This is a genomic window from Shinella zoogloeoides, assembly GCF_020883495.1.
GTDB lineage: Bacteria > Pseudomonadota > Alphaproteobacteria > Rhizobiales > Rhizobiaceae > Shinella > Shinella zoogloeoides.
In genome coordinates this window covers 2,005,527-2,019,920 of record NZ_CP086610.1, presented here as the reverse complement: position 1 = coordinate 2,019,920, position 14,394 = coordinate 2,005,527, and the positions used below count along the sequence as shown (strand labels likewise).

At 65.4% G+C, this 14,394-nt stretch carries 13 protein-coding genes; 6 read left to right on the top strand and 7 right to left on the bottom strand.

Annotated elements, in window-relative coordinates:
* Positions 1-33 precede the first annotated feature (33 nt).
* Together K8M09_RS10155 and serB are read right to left on the bottom strand one after the other, a co-directional pair.
* Positions 34-600 (bottom strand): GNAT family N-acetyltransferase, encoded by a 567-nt coding sequence (locus K8M09_RS10155; protein WP_160785964.1) that lies wholly within the window; start codon positions 598-600, stop codon positions 34-36.
* A complete protein-coding gene (serB, locus tag K8M09_RS10150) occupies positions 600-1,490 on the bottom strand; it encodes a phosphoserine phosphatase SerB (RefSeq protein WP_160785963.1) in 891 nt (296 codons plus the stop codon). Before serB ends, K8M09_RS10155 begins: the two co-directional genes overlap by 1 nt.
* Between serB and miaA the strand changes: the two genes are divergently transcribed.
* Positions 1,489-2,424 carry a tRNA (adenosine(37)-N6)-dimethylallyltransferase MiaA gene (gene miaA, locus K8M09_RS10145; RefSeq protein ID WP_160785962.1) on the top strand — a complete coding sequence of 312 codons (936 nt, stop codon included), beginning with the start codon at positions 1,489-1,491 and terminating at the stop codon, positions 2,422-2,424. The genes serB and miaA overlap by 2 nt on opposite strands.
* 57 nt (positions 2,425-2,481) lie before the next feature.
* Here the strand turns inward: miaA and K8M09_RS10140 are convergent, their stop codons facing one another.
* Positions 2,482-4,548 carry an ATP-binding protein gene (locus K8M09_RS10140; RefSeq protein WP_160785961.1) on the bottom strand — a complete coding sequence of 689 codons (2,067 nt, stop codon included), beginning with the start codon at positions 4,546-4,548 and terminating at the stop codon, positions 2,482-2,484.
* A 305-nt stretch (positions 4,549-4,853) separates the two neighbouring features.
* Between K8M09_RS10140 and K8M09_RS10135 the strand changes: the two genes are divergently transcribed.
* Together K8M09_RS10135 and ilvN are read left to right on the top strand one after the other, a co-directional pair.
* The gene (locus tag K8M09_RS10135) at positions 4,854-6,632 is read left to right on the top strand and encodes an acetolactate synthase 3 large subunit (protein WP_160785960.1); all 1,779 of its coding nucleotides are present in this window, start codon (positions 4,854-4,856) and stop codon (positions 6,630-6,632) included.
* 17 nt (positions 6,633-6,649) lie between these two features.
* On the top strand, positions 6,650-7,222 hold the full coding sequence (ilvN, locus tag K8M09_RS10130) for an acetolactate synthase small subunit (RefSeq protein ID WP_160785959.1): 573 nt from the start codon (positions 6,650-6,652) through the stop codon (positions 7,220-7,222).
* A gap of 67 nt (positions 7,223-7,289) precedes the next feature.
* Here ilvN and K8M09_RS10125 read toward each other — a convergent pair whose 3' ends face one another.
* On the bottom strand, positions 7,290-8,135 hold the full coding sequence (locus tag K8M09_RS10125) for an aldo/keto reductase (RefSeq protein WP_160785958.1): 846 nt from the start codon (positions 8,133-8,135) through the stop codon (positions 7,290-7,292).
* Between the two features lie 120 nt (positions 8,136-8,255).
* Between K8M09_RS10125 and K8M09_RS10120 the strand changes: the two genes are divergently transcribed.
* Positions 8,256-8,849, top strand: coding sequence for a LysE family translocator (locus K8M09_RS10120; protein WP_160785957.1), 594 nt, complete (start codon positions 8,256-8,258; stop codon positions 8,847-8,849).
* A 7-nt stretch (positions 8,850-8,856) separates the two neighbouring features.
* Here K8M09_RS10120 and K8M09_RS10115 read toward each other — a convergent pair whose 3' ends face one another.
* Positions 8,857-9,948, bottom strand: a complete 1,092-nt coding sequence (locus tag K8M09_RS10115; RefSeq protein ID WP_229341804.1) for an AbrB family transcriptional regulator — start codon at positions 9,946-9,948, stop codon at positions 8,857-8,859.
* A gap of 142 nt (positions 9,949-10,090) precedes the next feature.
* On the opposite strand from K8M09_RS10115, the gene K8M09_RS10110 reads away from it, so the two are divergent.
* Positions 10,091-11,218: an ATP-dependent DNA helicase gene (locus tag K8M09_RS10110; protein ID WP_160785955.1), complete on the top strand. Its 1,128-nt coding sequence runs from the start codon at positions 10,091-10,093 to the stop codon at positions 11,216-11,218.
* A gap of 79 nt (positions 11,219-11,297) precedes the next feature.
* Here the strand turns inward: K8M09_RS10110 and K8M09_RS10105 are convergent, their stop codons facing one another.
* On the bottom strand, positions 11,298-11,975 hold the full coding sequence (locus tag K8M09_RS10105) for a MerR family transcriptional regulator (RefSeq protein WP_380734851.1): 678 nt from the start codon (positions 11,973-11,975) through the stop codon (positions 11,298-11,300).
* Positions 11,976-12,311: 336 nt separating this feature from the next.
* Positions 12,312-13,382, bottom strand: coding sequence for a hypothetical protein (locus K8M09_RS10100; protein ID WP_160785954.1), 1,071 nt, complete (start codon positions 13,380-13,382; stop codon positions 12,312-12,314).
* 250 nt (positions 13,383-13,632) lie between these two features.
* Between K8M09_RS10100 and K8M09_RS10095 the strand changes: the two genes are divergently transcribed.
* Complete coding sequence (locus tag K8M09_RS10095; protein ID WP_160785953.1) at positions 13,633-14,385, top strand: pyridoxine 5'-phosphate synthase; 753 nt, start codon at positions 13,633-13,635, stop codon at positions 14,383-14,385.
* The last annotated feature ends 9 nt before the right edge of the window (positions 14,386-14,394 follow it).

Here is a 14,394-nt window from a genome sequence, read left to right as displayed (position 1 = left end):
CGAGACAGTGATTCAGGCCGTTGGAGCATTGCTTCAGCGGCCTTTTTGCTGCCAGCCCGCGCGGTCGAGGGCGTAAAGGACGTGCGGGCGAAGCTCGGCGCGGGCATCCTCTATGCCGGGCATAATGAAATCGCGGTCCGGTGCGGCCGCCATGCCGATGCGCCGCATGACGGCGATGGAGCGGGCATTGTCCGCGACGGCGAACGAGACGATCTCGGGCAGGCCCTTTTCCGCGAAGCCGAATTCCAGCAGCTTTTCCGCCGCTTCCGTAATGTAGCCATGGCCCCAGTGGCGTCTTGCAAGCCGCCAGCCGATTTCGACGGCGCCATCCGCCACATGGGGTTCCAGCCCGTTGGTGCGCGAGAGACCGCAGAAGCCCATGGCCTCGTCCGTTGCCCGGTCGGCGAGCGCGTAGAAGCCGAGGCCAGTCTGCGCGATGATGCCGCGCAGGCGGTCGAAGAGTTCGTCCGACTGGACGCGCGTGCGCAGGAAGGGAAAGAATTCCATGACCACGGGATCGGAATTGATCTCGTGGAAAAGCGCCCGGTCCTTTTCCTCCCAGTTGCGCAAGGCGAGGCGCTTTGTCGTGGCGATGAGCATCAGGCCGTCACGAAGTCCGACTTGCGATAGCCCTGTAGGTAGAGAAGGGCGGTGAGGTCGCCGTGGTCGATGCGGATTTTCGCTTCGGCTGCGACGGCCGGCTTGGCGTGCAGGGCGACGCCCGCGCCGGAGGCGTGCAGCATGCCGAGGTCGTTCGCGCCGTCGCCGACGGCCATCGCCTCTTGCGGCGAGATGCCGAGGCGTTCGGAAATCTCCATTAGCGCATCCACCTTGGCCTGCCTGCCGAGGATGGGTTCGGCGACTTCGCCGGTGAGCTTGCCATCGGCGTCGAGCAGAATATTGGCGCGGTTCTCGTCAAAGCCCAGCGTGGCGGCGATGCGGCTGGTGAAGACGGTGAAGCCGCCGGAGACGAGGGCGGTGTAATAGCTCTTGGCCTTCATCGTCGCGATCAGCTCCATGCCGCCGGGCGTCAGCGTAATGCGCTTGGCGATGACCTCGTCGACGACGGAGACCGGCAGGCCCTTCAACAGCGCGACGCGCTCGCGCAAGGCCGGCTCGAAGGCGATCTCGCCGTTCATGGCGCGGGCGGTGATCGTCGCCACCTTGTCCTTGAGGCCGACTTCCGCCGCCAGTTCATCGATGCATTCCTGGCCGATCATGGTCGAATCCATGTCGGCGATCAGCAGTTTCTTGCGCCGCGTCTCGGCATCCTGAACGGCAAGGTCGATCGGCGTGCCGGGGATGAGTGCGCGGATCGTCTTTTCCGCCGCAACGGGATCGCTGTCGTCGCGCAGCGCGATATCGCAGGCGATGCCGTCGGCAAGCCAGTAGAGGCCGGAGGCCTTGACCGCATCGGCGGCCTTCTCCGCAATGGCGGGCGTCAGAACAGGATTTGACGGATTGGCGACAAGCGTGGCAACGAAAGCCATGATGAGAAACCTTGATCGAAAGCGGGACGCGATCCTGATAACGGGACCGACGGCAAGCGGCAAGTCCGCGCTTGCCGTGCGGCTTGCGGCCGAGCACGGCGGCGTCGTGATCAATGCGGACAGCATGCAGGTCTATGACACGCTGAACATCCTGACGGCGCACCCGCAGCCGGCGGACATGGCCGGCATCGAGCATCGGCTTTACGGCCATGTGCCGGCGGGCGCGGCCTATTCCACCGGCGACTGGCTGCGCGAGGCGACGGCCGTCGTCGCGGAGCTGCGCGAGCGGGGAAAGCTTCCCGTCTTCGTCGGCGGTACGGGCCTTTACTTTCGCGCGCTGACAGGCGGCCTGTCGGATATGCCGGCGATCCCGGACGATATGCGCGAGCGGATGCGGGGGCGGCTCGCCACCGAGGGGGCAGAGGCCTTGCACCGGGAGCTTGCGCGGCGCGACCCGGAAACGGCGGCGCGGCTGATGCCGGGCGACGGCCAGCGCATCGTGCGGGCGCTTGAAGTGCTGGAGGCGACGGGGCGGTCCATTGCCGTCTTCCAGTCCGCCACGGGGCCGGCGGTCATTGCGCCGGAGCGGGCGGAGAAGATCGTCGTGCTGCCCGACCGGGCGGTGCTCGCCGCCCGCATCGACCGGCGTTTCGGGCAGATGCTGGAAACGGGGGCGGTGGAGGAGGTGAAGGCGCTGCTGGCTTTGAATCTCTCGCCAGCCATGCCGGTGATGAAAGCCATCGGCGTGCCGCAGATCGCCGCCATGCTGGCCGGCGAAATGACCAGGGCCGAGGTGATCGAGCGCGGCGCGGCCGCGACAAGGCAATATGCCAAGCGCCAGATGACCTGGTTCCGCAACCAGTTCGATGAAAGCTGGTCGCGGATCGATCCTATGGCATCTCCGGTGAATTCCGATGCACCGGAGATGCCATAGATTATTCTTTGCCGCATTATCCGACGCCGAAGCGGTTCCGCTTCGGCTGGAAATGCTCTAGCGCCGGATCAGGCTGCTGAGCGGTTTCTTGAGAAGCTGTTCGCGGATGGAGCCTTCGCGGCGCGGCTCTTGCTGCTCGCCGAAGGCGGGGCGCGCCGGCTGGCGGTGGGGATCGGCGGCGGGGCGCTGCGGGTCGCCGGTCAGTTCGCGGCGGATGGCCTCGAAACGCTCCTGCGGCGACGGCTCGTAGACGCTGCCCGCACCGGGCAGCATGTCGGGCCGGTAGGGCTCGTGCAGGGACCGCGCGGGTGCGGCGGGGGGCGCCGCGGCGTTCTGCAGCGTGTCGATATAGTCCTCCTCATCCTCGTAGGGCGCGTCCTCGTAGCCGGTCGGCATGTCCTGCGTGGAGAGATAGGAGTTCTGGAAGCCGGAAATATCGGGGCCGGAAATCGAGCGCATGCGCGTGACGATGGAGCGCAGGTCGACGCTTTGCGGCGTCTCGTCCCCGGCTTTGACACCCGCGCCGTTCGCTTTGGGCAGGCTCTCGGCCGCCACGCGCGCGAAGCGGATGCGCATGGGCACCGCGACGGCCTCGCCGAAGGCGATGGCCTCGCCATTGCCGATGGAGGAGATGAAGCTCGTTGTCGAGGCGGAGGAGTTGGGGATCGCCGAGCGGATGATCTCCTGGTCGTGATCGTTGGCAAGACGCATTGCGAAGATCGTCGAGCACTGGGATAGGATGGTCGGATCGAGTTCGCCGGGGCGCTGGGTGATGATGCCGAGCGACACGCCGTATTTGCGGCCTTCCTTGGCGATGCGGGCAATGGCCTGGCGCGTCGGCGTGAAGCTGAGCTTGGGGTCGGCCGGCACATAGCGGTGGGCTTCCTCGCATACCACGAGCATATGCACGCCGCCATGGCTCCAAAGGCCGATTTCGAAGGCCATGCGGCAGAGGACGGAGGCGACGGAGTTCACCACTTCCGAGGGGATGCCGGCGAGCTGGAACGTCGTCACCGGCTTGCCTTCGCCCGGAATGCGGAAGATGCGGGCGATGGTGTCGAGGATCGTGTCGGTGATCGTGTTCGAGGAGAACATGAAATGGTAGCGCGGGTCGTTGATCGCCGACATGATCTTGACCTTGAGCGAGCGCAGGTGCGGCTTCTCGGCCCGGCCTTCGAGCCGCCCGATGCGCTCGTCGATCAGCGCCAGCAGGTCCGCGATGCGGAAGGGCACGGGCGTGTCGGCCGTCATCGAGCTTTTCTCGCTCGTGCGGCGCATCACGCCGTTCTCGTTCGAGCCGCGGAAGGCGCGCTTGGCCTCCGGGATGAGGTCGCGCAGGATATCCATCTCTTCCGGCGCCGGCGGGCGGCCGCGGAAGATCACTTCGGCGAATTCCTCCAGCCGGAACAGCCAGAAGGGCAGGTCCAGCGTGTCCGTGTCGATGACGACGGCGAGGTCGCCGAAGGCGGCGGCGAATTCGTTGTGCGGGTCGAGGATCAGCACGCGCAGCTTGGGGTCGGACTGGATCGCCTTGTGCAACAGCAGCGTGACGGCGGTGGATTTGCCGACGCCGGTCGTGCCGACGATGGCGAAGTGCTTCTCCAGCATGGAGGGCACGTGGATCGTCGCATCGAGGCTGTCGTCCTGCGTCAGCTTGCCGATCGCGCAGACATCGTGCTTGCCGGTGTCGTAGACCTTGGCGAGATCCGAGGTGCGGATGCGGTGGGCGACAGCCCCGAGATAGGGATAATTGGTGATGCCGGCGGAAAACCGCTCGCGCCCGTCCGGGCCGACATAGACCTCGCCGAGAAGCTCGACCTCGATGCGGAAAACGGTATCGCCGTTTTCCGACCAGCTTTGCTGGTCGGTGGACATGGAATAGACGAGGGCGACGACGCGGTTGCGGCCGACGGAAATGGAGATGAGGCGGCCGACAGCCCACAGTTCGGTGAGCGCGGTCTGGCCCGCTTGCGCCAGCGCGCTGATGGTGGCGCGCGAGCCGCTGCACGCGACGACGCGGCCGAGCAGGCGGTTACCGGCCGCCAGTTCATCGCGCCGTTCCTGCTCGCCGGCCACGATAGAGGTCTGTAGATCATTGTTGAGCAACGCGGCACTCCTTGCCATCGGCCCCGATCATACTCCGGGGCCGCTTAACAAGGGGTTTCGGGTGTTTTGCGGCCCCAGTCGCCCCGCGCCGTTTCGAAACAGCCGGAAAAGCGTTGACGCGCCTTTGCTTTGTGTCTAACAATCCGCCCCATGAAAAATCTGACGGCTATCATTCTTGTGGTGGGAACGCGCATGGGCAGGGTGGAGTAACCACCCGGCGAAAGCACCCATGCGCGGTAAGCAGGCTCCTCCAAGGGGCCTTTTTTTATGCCCAGAAATTCGATAATCACCCTGACATGCGAAAAGAGACGGACGGAAATCCGATGAGCGGAACAGAAAACCAGATGACGGGCGCGGAAATTGTCTTGCAGGCCCTGAAAGACAATGGCGTGGAACATATCTTCGGCTATCCGGGCGGTGCCGTCCTGCCGATCTATGACGAGATATTCCAGCAGGAAGACATCGAGCACATCCTCGTTCGCCACGAGCAGGGCGCCGGCCACATGGCCGAAGGCTATGCCCGCTCCACCGGCAAGGTCGGCGTCATGCTCGTCACCTCCGGCCCCGGCGCGACCAATGCCGTCACGCCGCTGCAGGACGCCCTGATGGATTCCATCCCGCTCGTCTGCCTCACCGGCCAGGTTCCGACCACGCTCATCGGCTCGGACGCCTTCCAGGAGTGCGACACGGTCGGCATCACGCGCCCCTGCACCAAGCACAACTGGCTGGTCAAGGACGTCAACGAGCTGGCCCGCACCATCCATGAGGCCTTCCGCGTCGCGCAGTCCGGCCGTCCCGGCCCGGTCGTCGTCGATATCCCGAAGGACGTGCAGTTCGCGACCGGCACCTATACGCCGCCGTCCGCAGCGCCCATCCAGAAGAGCTACCAGCCGAAGGTCCAGGGCGACGCGAACCAGATCGCGGCGGCCGTCAGCCTGATGAAGTCCGCCCGCCGGCCGATCATCTATTCCGGCGGCGGCGTCGTGAATTCCGGTCCGGAAGCCTCGCGCCTGCTGCGCGAGCTGGTCGAAATCACCGGCTTCCCGATCACCTCGACGCTGATGGGCCTCGGCGCCTATCCGGCGTCCGGCAAGAACTGGCTGGGTATGCTGGGCATGCACGGCTCCTACGAGGCGAACATGGCGATGCATGACTGCGACGTCATGGTCTGCATCGGCGCGCGCTTCGACGACCGCATCACCGGCCGCCTCAATGCCTTCTCGCCGAATTCGAAGAAGATCCATATCGACATCGATCCGTCCTCAATCAACAAGAACGTCCGCGTCGACGTTCCGATCCTCGGCGATGTCGGCAATGTCCTCGAAGACATGGTTCGCCAGTGGCGCGCCGGCGCGAAGGACTACGACAAGGCCGTTCAGGCCGACTGGTGGACCTCGATTGCCAAGTGGCGCGCGCGCAACTCGTTCGCCTACACGCACAGCAACGACGTCATCATGCCGCAATACGCGATCCAGCGGCTCTACGAGCTGACCAAGGACCGCGACACCTACATCACGACGGAAGTCGGCCAGCACCAGATGTGGGCGGCGCAGTTCTACGGCTTCGAGCATCCGAACCGCTGGATGACCTCGGGCGGCCTCGGCACGATGGGCTACGGTTTCCCGGCGGCGATCGGCGTACAGGTCGCGCATCGCGACAGCCTCGTCATCGACATTGCCGGCGACGCCTCGATCCAGATGTGCATCCAGGAAATGAGCTGCGCCGTGCAGTATGACCTGCCGGTCAAGATCTTCATCCTGAACAACCAGTACATGGGCATGGTGCGCCAGTGGCAGCAGTTGCTGCACGGAAACCGCCTGTCGAACTCCTACACGGAAGCCATGCCCGATTTCGTCAAGCTGGCGGAAGCCTATGGCGGCGTCGGCATCGCCTGCGACAAGCCGGCCGATCTCGATGCAGCCATTCAGGAAATGATCGACGTCAAGCGTCCGGTCATCTTCGACTGCCGCGTCGCGAACCTGACGAACTGCTTCCCGATGATCCCCTCGGGCAAGGCGCATAACGAAATGCTGCTGCCCGACGAGGCCACGGACGAAGCGGTCGCCAACGCGATCGACGCCAAGGGCCGCCAGCTCGTTTGATATAAGGTAGAGAACCCATGAACGCACACCTTCAGCCCACGGGCTCCGCCTATTTCATCGCCAAGGAAACGCAGGTCGCGGAGAGCCACACGCTCTCCGTGCTCGTCGACAACGAACCGGGCGTCCTTGCCCGCGTCATCGGCCTGTTCTCCGGCCGTGGCTACAACATCGAAAGCCTCACGGTTTCCGAGACCGAGCATGAGGCGCATCTGTCGCGCATCACCATCGTCACGCGCGGCACGCCGAGCGTTCTCGAGCAGATCAAGTCGCAGCTCGAGCGCATCGTGCCGGTCCATCGGGTCGTCGACCTGACCGTCCGCGCCCGGGTTCTCGGGCAGGAGCGGCCGATCGAGCGCGAGGTGGCGCTGGTGAAGATCGTCGGTTCCGGCGAGATGCGCCAGGAAACCCTGCGCCTTGCCGACGCCTTCCATGCCAAGGTCGTCGATGCGACGACGGAGCACTTCATTCTGGAGATCACCGGCAAGTCCTCCAAGATCGACCAGTTCGTGGCGATCATGAAGCCGCTCGGCCTCGTGGAAGTCTGCCGCACGGGCATTGCCGCGATGAACCGCGGCCCGCAGGGCATGTGAGTTTCCGCAGGGATCGAATTTGAAAAGGGCCTCCCCGGAAACGGGGAGGCCCTTTTGTTTCTGCCCCTCAGATCATCTCCAGCGGCCGCTTGCGGGTCGGCGGGGGGAAGGCGGCGTCGAGGAGGCGCAGGTCCTCCGAGGTGAGGCGGATTTCGGCGGCGCGCAGGTTCTCGCGCACCCGCTCCGGCGAGCCGGATTTCGGGATGGCGATGACGCCGGCCTTGGTGAGCAGGAAGGCGAGGGCGACCTGGGCGCTGCTGGCATTGTGGACAAGGCCGATCTCCTCCAGCGCCGGATGGCCGATGAGCCTGCCCTCGTCGAGCGGCGAATAGGCCATGATCGGGATGCCCTGCACCTGGCTCCAGCGCAGGAGATCGAACTCGATGCCGCGCCGGGCGAGATTGTAGAGCACCTGGTTGGCGGCGGGACGCGACGGCTCGGCGGCGCCCAGCAGTTCCTTCATGTCCGGCTCGTCGAAATTGGAAACGCCCCAGGCGCCGATCTTGCCCTGCGCCTTCAGCGTCTCGAAGGCCTCGACGGTTTCCGCCAGCGGGTAGCGGCCGCGCCAGTGCAGCAGGTAGAGTTCGATATGGTCGGTGCCGAGCCGCTTCAGGCTTGCCTCGCAGGCGGCGATGGTGCCGGCGCGGCTGGCATTGTAGGGCAGCACCTTGCTGACGAGGAAAACCTCGTCGCGCCGGCCGCGGATGGCTTCGCCCACCACCTCTTCCGCGCCGCCGTCGGCATACATTTCGGCCGTGTCGATCACCGTCATGCCGAGGTCGAGGCCGGCCCTGAGGCTTGCGACCTCCTCGTCCGGCGAGGCGTAGCCTTCGCCCATGTGCCAGGTGCCGAGGCCGAGCGCCGGCACCTGCCGTCCGCCGGGAAGGGTAACTGCCGGTAGTTCCGCTTTCATGTCGTGCTCCGCAAACGATGCATCACCAGCCGGAATTGTATCAATGACAAGAATTGGCTGGTCCTGGCCAAGAGATGGACTATCAATCGGAAAAAACAATCCGGATAACAAGGGTCTGTGATGCAGATCGAAATCTTTCTGGCGCTTCTCGTCTTCGCCTTCACCACTTCCATAACGCCCGGCCCGAACAACATGATGCTTTTCGCATCGGGTGTGAATTTCGGCTTCGTGCGCACGATTCCGCATATGTGCGGCATCGGCGTCGGCTTCCTCATCCTGCTGCTGGCCGTCGGCTTCGGCCTCGGCGCGCTGCTGGAGGCGGTGCCGCTGGTCTATACGGTGCTGAAATTCGCCGGCGGGGCGTATCTTGTCTGGATCGCCTGGAAGATCGGCACGTCGCGCAGCATCGGCGAGGGCAAGACCGGCGCGCGGCCGATGAGCTTCCTCGAAGCGGCCGCCTTCCAGTGGGTGAATCCGAAGGCCTGGGTCATGGCCGTTTCCGCCATGGCGACCTATACCAATTCGGCGAACTACACGATGAGCGTGCTGATCGTCGGCGTCGCCTTCGCCATCGTCAATTTCCCGAGCGTTTCCACCTGGGCCGGCTTCGGCTCGGCGCTGCGCGAATGGCTGTCCGATCCGGTGCGGCTCAAGTGGTTCAACATCACGATGGCGCTTCTGCTGGTCGCCAGCCTCTGGCCGATGCTGCGCTAGCGCAGCTTCAGGCCCTGTCGGCCATGAAGCGGGCGAGCCAGGGGCCGATGAGCGATACGAGGATCAGCCGCGCCGTCTGCAGCGTCATGACGAAGGCGACATCCACCTTGGCGGAGGCGGCGATGACGGCGATGGAATCGAGGCCACCGGGGCTGGTCGCCAGATAGGCGGTCAGCGGATCGACATCCAGCAGCAGCATGAGCAGGCCGGCGAGCAGGCCGGAAAAACCGATCAGCGCGACGATGGAGATGACCGTCGGCAGCAGCGCCCGGCGCGCGTGCAGCAGGATGGTGCGGGTGAAGCCGAGGCCGATATTCCAGCCGAGCAGGGCGAAGGCGGCGACGAGCAGCCATTGCGGCAGGGCGATCGTCACCGTGCCGGAGGCGTTGAGCATCGAGGCAAGCGCAAAGGGCACGAGGAAGGCGCCGGCCGGTATGCGCAGCCTCTGGCCGGCAAGCCCGGCAAGGACGCCGATGGCCAGCATGGCGGCGAGCGGCAGCATCGGCACCGGCTCGAACCAGGCGTGCGGCGGCACCGTCGCGCCGTCATGCCCGCCGAAATGGGCGACCAGCGTCGCAAGGCTCGCGACGAAGACGACGCGCAGATATTGCATGAAGGCGACGAGGCGGGCATCCGCGCCATAGGCTTCGGCCATCATCAGCATGGTGGAGGCCGCGCCCGCCGACGAACCCCAGATCGCCGTCGTGCCGGGCAAGAGGCCGGTGCGTGCGATCATCCAGCCGGACAGCGTGCTGACCGCTATGACGGAGAGCACGACAAGAAGCACCACCGGCCAGTTCCGCGCGAAGGTGCCGACGAAATCCTCCGACACCATTGTCGCGATCATCAGCGCCAGCACGACCTGCACGGCGAAGAAGAAGATACGCGGCAGGCGGATCGTGCTGCCGCCGAGCGCCGCGAAAATGCCGGCGAGCATCGGCCCCATGAGGAGGGCGGCCGGAAAGCCGGCGATTTCCAGCGGCACGGTGGTCACGAGCGAAAGGCCGCCGACGAGGCACCATTGCGCGGCGGCCGGCCATTTGCCGAGGCCGCCCGGCGCGGGCGCTGTGTCGTTCGGTGTGCGGGAGGCGGGGGACAAATCATCGCTCCGGAGGTTGCGCCCTGCATAGCGCGGCAGGTCTTCGGCGAACAGGGCCAAATCCGGGGGAAGGGCATTTCTTCGCGCCGCTGCGCCGGCAATGCCCCTTGCCTCGCGCCCGCGAATCCTGCCAAGTCCGGGCATGGAATTCGCACCCCAACAGGATGAAGCGCTGAAGGCCGTCTCGCGATGGCTCAAGGACGGTCGTGACCCGCTGTTCCGGCTCTTCGGCTATGCCGGCACCGGCAAGACCACGCTTGCGCGCTATTTCGCCGAGCATGTCGACGGCGAGGTGCTGTTCGCCGCCTTCACCGGCAAGGCGGCGCAGGTGTTGCGCTCCAAGGGCGCGCGCAACGCCAAGACGATCCATTCGCTGATCTATCGCCCGCGCGGCGAGGAAGAGGTGGAGGACGAGGAGACCGGCAAGACCTCGGTCTCGCCGATGTTTTCCATCAATCGCCAGAGCCCGGTCGCCAAGGCGGCGCTCGTCGTCATCGACGAATGCTCCATGGTGGACGAGGCGCTCGGCCGCGACCTGATGAGCTTCGGCACGCCCATCCTCGTGCTCGGCGATCCCGGCCAGTTGCCGCCCGTCTCCGGCGGCGGCTACTTCACCAACCAGGAACCGGATTATCTCCTGACGGAAATCCACCGGCAGGCGCGCGACAACCCGATCATCCAGCTCGCCATGCAGGTGCGCGAGGGTAACGACATCGCCTATGGCGACTATGGCGCGGCGCGCGTCATCGGCCGCAGCGAGGTCGACCAGACATTGGTGCTCGATGCCGATCAGGTTCTCGTCGGCACCAACCGGACGCGCCGGCGCTATAACCAGCGCCTTCGCGAGCTGAAGGGTTTTACGACCGAATATCCGCAATCCGGCGACAAGCTGGTGTGCCTTCGCAACGACCCGGCCAAGGGCCTGCTCAACGGCTCGCTCTGGCAGGTGATGAGTTCATCCAAGGAAACGGTGAAGCCCGGCATCAACCTGATGATCCGGCCCGAAGACGACGACATGGATCGCGGCGCGGCCAAGATCAAGCTGCTGAAGGCCGCCTTCGAGAATGTCGAGGAAGAGATTCCGTGGTCGACGCGCAAGCGCTACGACGAGTTCGATTTCGGCTATGCGCTGACGGTGCACAAGGCGCAGGGTTCGCAGTGGAACAATGTCGTGCTGTTCGACGAGAGCTTCGCCTTCCGCGATACGCGCGAACGCTGGCTCTACACGGCCATTACGCGCGCGGCCGAAACGCTTACCGTGGTGCGATAGCCAAGGCCCCGCACCACGGACCGCTTCCCGGGAAGCGGATGGAAGCGCCGGTCATCATGTCCGGCCGCTTACGTCGGCCTCAGTGGCCGACGATCCCCAGCATGACCGCCTTGGCGACGGCCTGGAAACGGTTGCTGCTGTTGAACTTGCCGATAATGGTCTTCTCCATCACCTGCACTTCGCCCGGCTCGACCTCGAGCGCGCGGGCAATGCGGCTCGTGGGATAGCCTTCGGCCATCAGCGCGAGGCAGCGCAGTTCGACGGGCGTCAGATGCGCCTGCGGCGTGTTGTCGTTGCTCTCGCTTTCATGCGCGCCGGTAAAGTCCAGAAGCTCGTTGATCTGCTGCATCTGCCGGCGGATCGTCGATTGCTGGGCGGCCAGTTCCCGCTTGCGCGCCGTCATGGCGGTGCGGAAGGCGGTGTCGGCCTCTTCCTGGCTATCGGCGGCGGAAAGCCGTTCCAGCAGTTCCTGGATCACGGCGACGGGCATGCCCGTCTCGCGGCAGGTGTTGACCACCGCCATCTGCTGGATTTCCTCCGGCCCATAAACCCGCATGGGGCCGACGCGCGTGGCGGTCAGCAGTCCCTTTTCCTCATAGAAGTGCAGCGTGCGATGGGTCACGCCGAAGGCGTTCGCCATGTCCGCGATGGCAAGCCGCCCTTCCGGCAGGTTTTCCGGCAGCGGGGCCACCGGCAGGTAGCGGATGGATCTGCGTCCGCCCGTCCGGGCCTCGGCTTTCTTCGACTCGGTGGTCATCATGAAAGCAGCCCGCGCGTTGAAAAAGTCGTCATGTCATTATCCCCCGGTCGCCGGCGCGACACCCTCTCCCCCTGAGACTGGATGTCGGGACGGCGGATATTGTCCTGTCCGCTATAGCCTGCCGATCTGTGCAAATCGAGCATGGTTGCATACGATTTTCGTGAGTTTCGGATTCATTCGGGATGTGCAATCGTGAACCCGAGCGGTAAGCACTACTCGCCCGCAGTCTTCACAATAGGCCTGCGGGGCGGGGATTCCTATCGTTATATCTAGGGATGTATCTTGCGAAATTGATCGCGTGGAGCGTTCCGGGCGCAAAGCCGCCGAAAGGCTTCAGCGGGCGATGGTCTTGCGCAGGCCGGCATCGGCGAGCGCCTTGGATGCGCTGGCGACGCAGTCGCGCGCCTGTCCGGCCTGTAGCAGCCCGCGCGGCGGGCGGCGCTCTTCGCGGGCGAGGCATTCCATGATGCCGCTGGCCGTGCCGGTGCGCGCCGCGTGGCGATAGAGCGGGCCACTCGCCGAAAAGGCGCGCGCGGCGAAGGCCACGGCCTCGTAGGCAAGGCCCGTTTCGCTGCGCAACTGTTGGCGGGTGAAATGCCGCGTATAGACCGTTGCGCCGGTTTTTTCGTGGATCAGCCGGGCATAGATGCCGCTCCCGTCCGGCCGGTTCTCGATGCGGATGGCATAGGACAATGGATCGGGCGCGTTCGTGCCGTAGGGTCCGCCGATATGCACGGTCTTGTAGTAGCCCGCGAATTTGGAGATGGCCGCTGCCAGCGTGTTGCAGTCGCCGCCGGCGGGCCAGCATTGCACGATCTGCAGGTAGGGCAGGGCCGGGGCCTCGCTTGCGGCGCTACCCTGCGCGAAGAGGGTGGACTGCGCCTTGGCGATCGCCGCATTGGTCGTTTCCGGATAGACGGACGGGGCGAGGAAGATGAGCGGCAGCAGCGAGAAGAGCGCGAGCGGGGAGGATACCGGAGCCGGGAGCCAGGAGCGGCGGCCCTGCGGCTTCGGCCGGGAGGCGCGGGATGCCGGCGCGGCGGCATCCTGCCGGTCGGGCTGGAAAAGGCGGTATTCCGGCACATAGCTGCCGAGCGGCACGAAGATGCGCAGCGGGTCGGCCGCGCCCTCGGTCTGGTAATATTGTTCCAGCAGCTTCCTGAGCTTGCCGGCCTGCACGCGCACCAGCGGGTCGTTGCCCGCGTCGAAGCCCGGCGCGCGGCTGAAAACGTCGATGCCGATGCTGTAGCCCTTCAACTGGGCGGCCTTGCCGGACAGTTCGTTCTCGACAATGTAGGAGAGGAAGGAGCGCAGCCGCTCTGAACGGGCGAAGGTATCGCTGGCCATGATCGCGCCAAGGGCGCGTCGCACGAGTTCGCACGCCGGCCTGTCCGTCTTCGTCATGGTACCGCCAAAGAGGAGACCATCGGCGCTGCCTGATATCCTTCCCGTTCCTCGAATCGCTGGCGCCCAGTGTACAGGCACCCCAAAAATTCGTGGGGAATTTATCGATGATTCTTGATGATCGGCAAGTGCGAATGACGCAGGGTGCCGCCAATTCCTCCGCAGGCCCGGTTTCCTGGGGCCTTGCGGCGATTGCCCTTGTGGAAACAACCGGCTAGACGTTGAGCCAGCAATCTAGGAGCCTGTCGCCATGCCTGCGAAGCTGTCGGTCAACCTCAATGCCATCGCCATGCTGCGCAATCGCCGCGACCTGCCCTGGCCGAGCGTCACGCATCTCGGGCGGATCGCGCTGGAGGCGGGCGCAAGCGGCATCACGGTCCATCCCCGGCCGGACCAGCGCCATGTCCGCTTCAGCGACCTCGCGCCGATCCGCACGCTGATCGACGGCGAGTTTTCCGGCACGGAATTCAACATCGAAGGCTTCCCCGAAGAGAACTTCATGCGCCTCGTGGAGGAACATCGCCCCGAGCAGGTGACACTCGTGCCCGACGATCCGTCGCAGGCGACATCGGACCATGGCTGGGATTTTCGCAGGAACCACAACCTGCTCGGCAATATTGTCGGGCGGCTGAAGAAGCTGGGCCTGCGTGTCTCGGTGTTCGCCGACGGCGATCCGGACCGCGAGGCGCTGACCATTGCGCGGGATATCGGCGCGGACCGGATCGAGCTTTATACCGGCCCCTACGGCGGCTGCTTCGACGATCCGGCGGAGGGCGCGCGCATTCTCGACCTGCTCGGCGAGACGGCGGATATCGCCCGCGACCTCGGCCTTGCCGTCAATGCCGGCCATGACCTGACGGTGGCCAACCTCCCGGCGCTCGTCGCCCGCATTCCGCACCTTGCGGAAGTCTCCATCGGCCATGGCCTGACCGGCGATGCGCTGGAATACGGCATGGCGGAAACGGTGCGGCGCTTCTGCCGCGCCTGCGGCCAGGATATCTGAGGGCGGCGC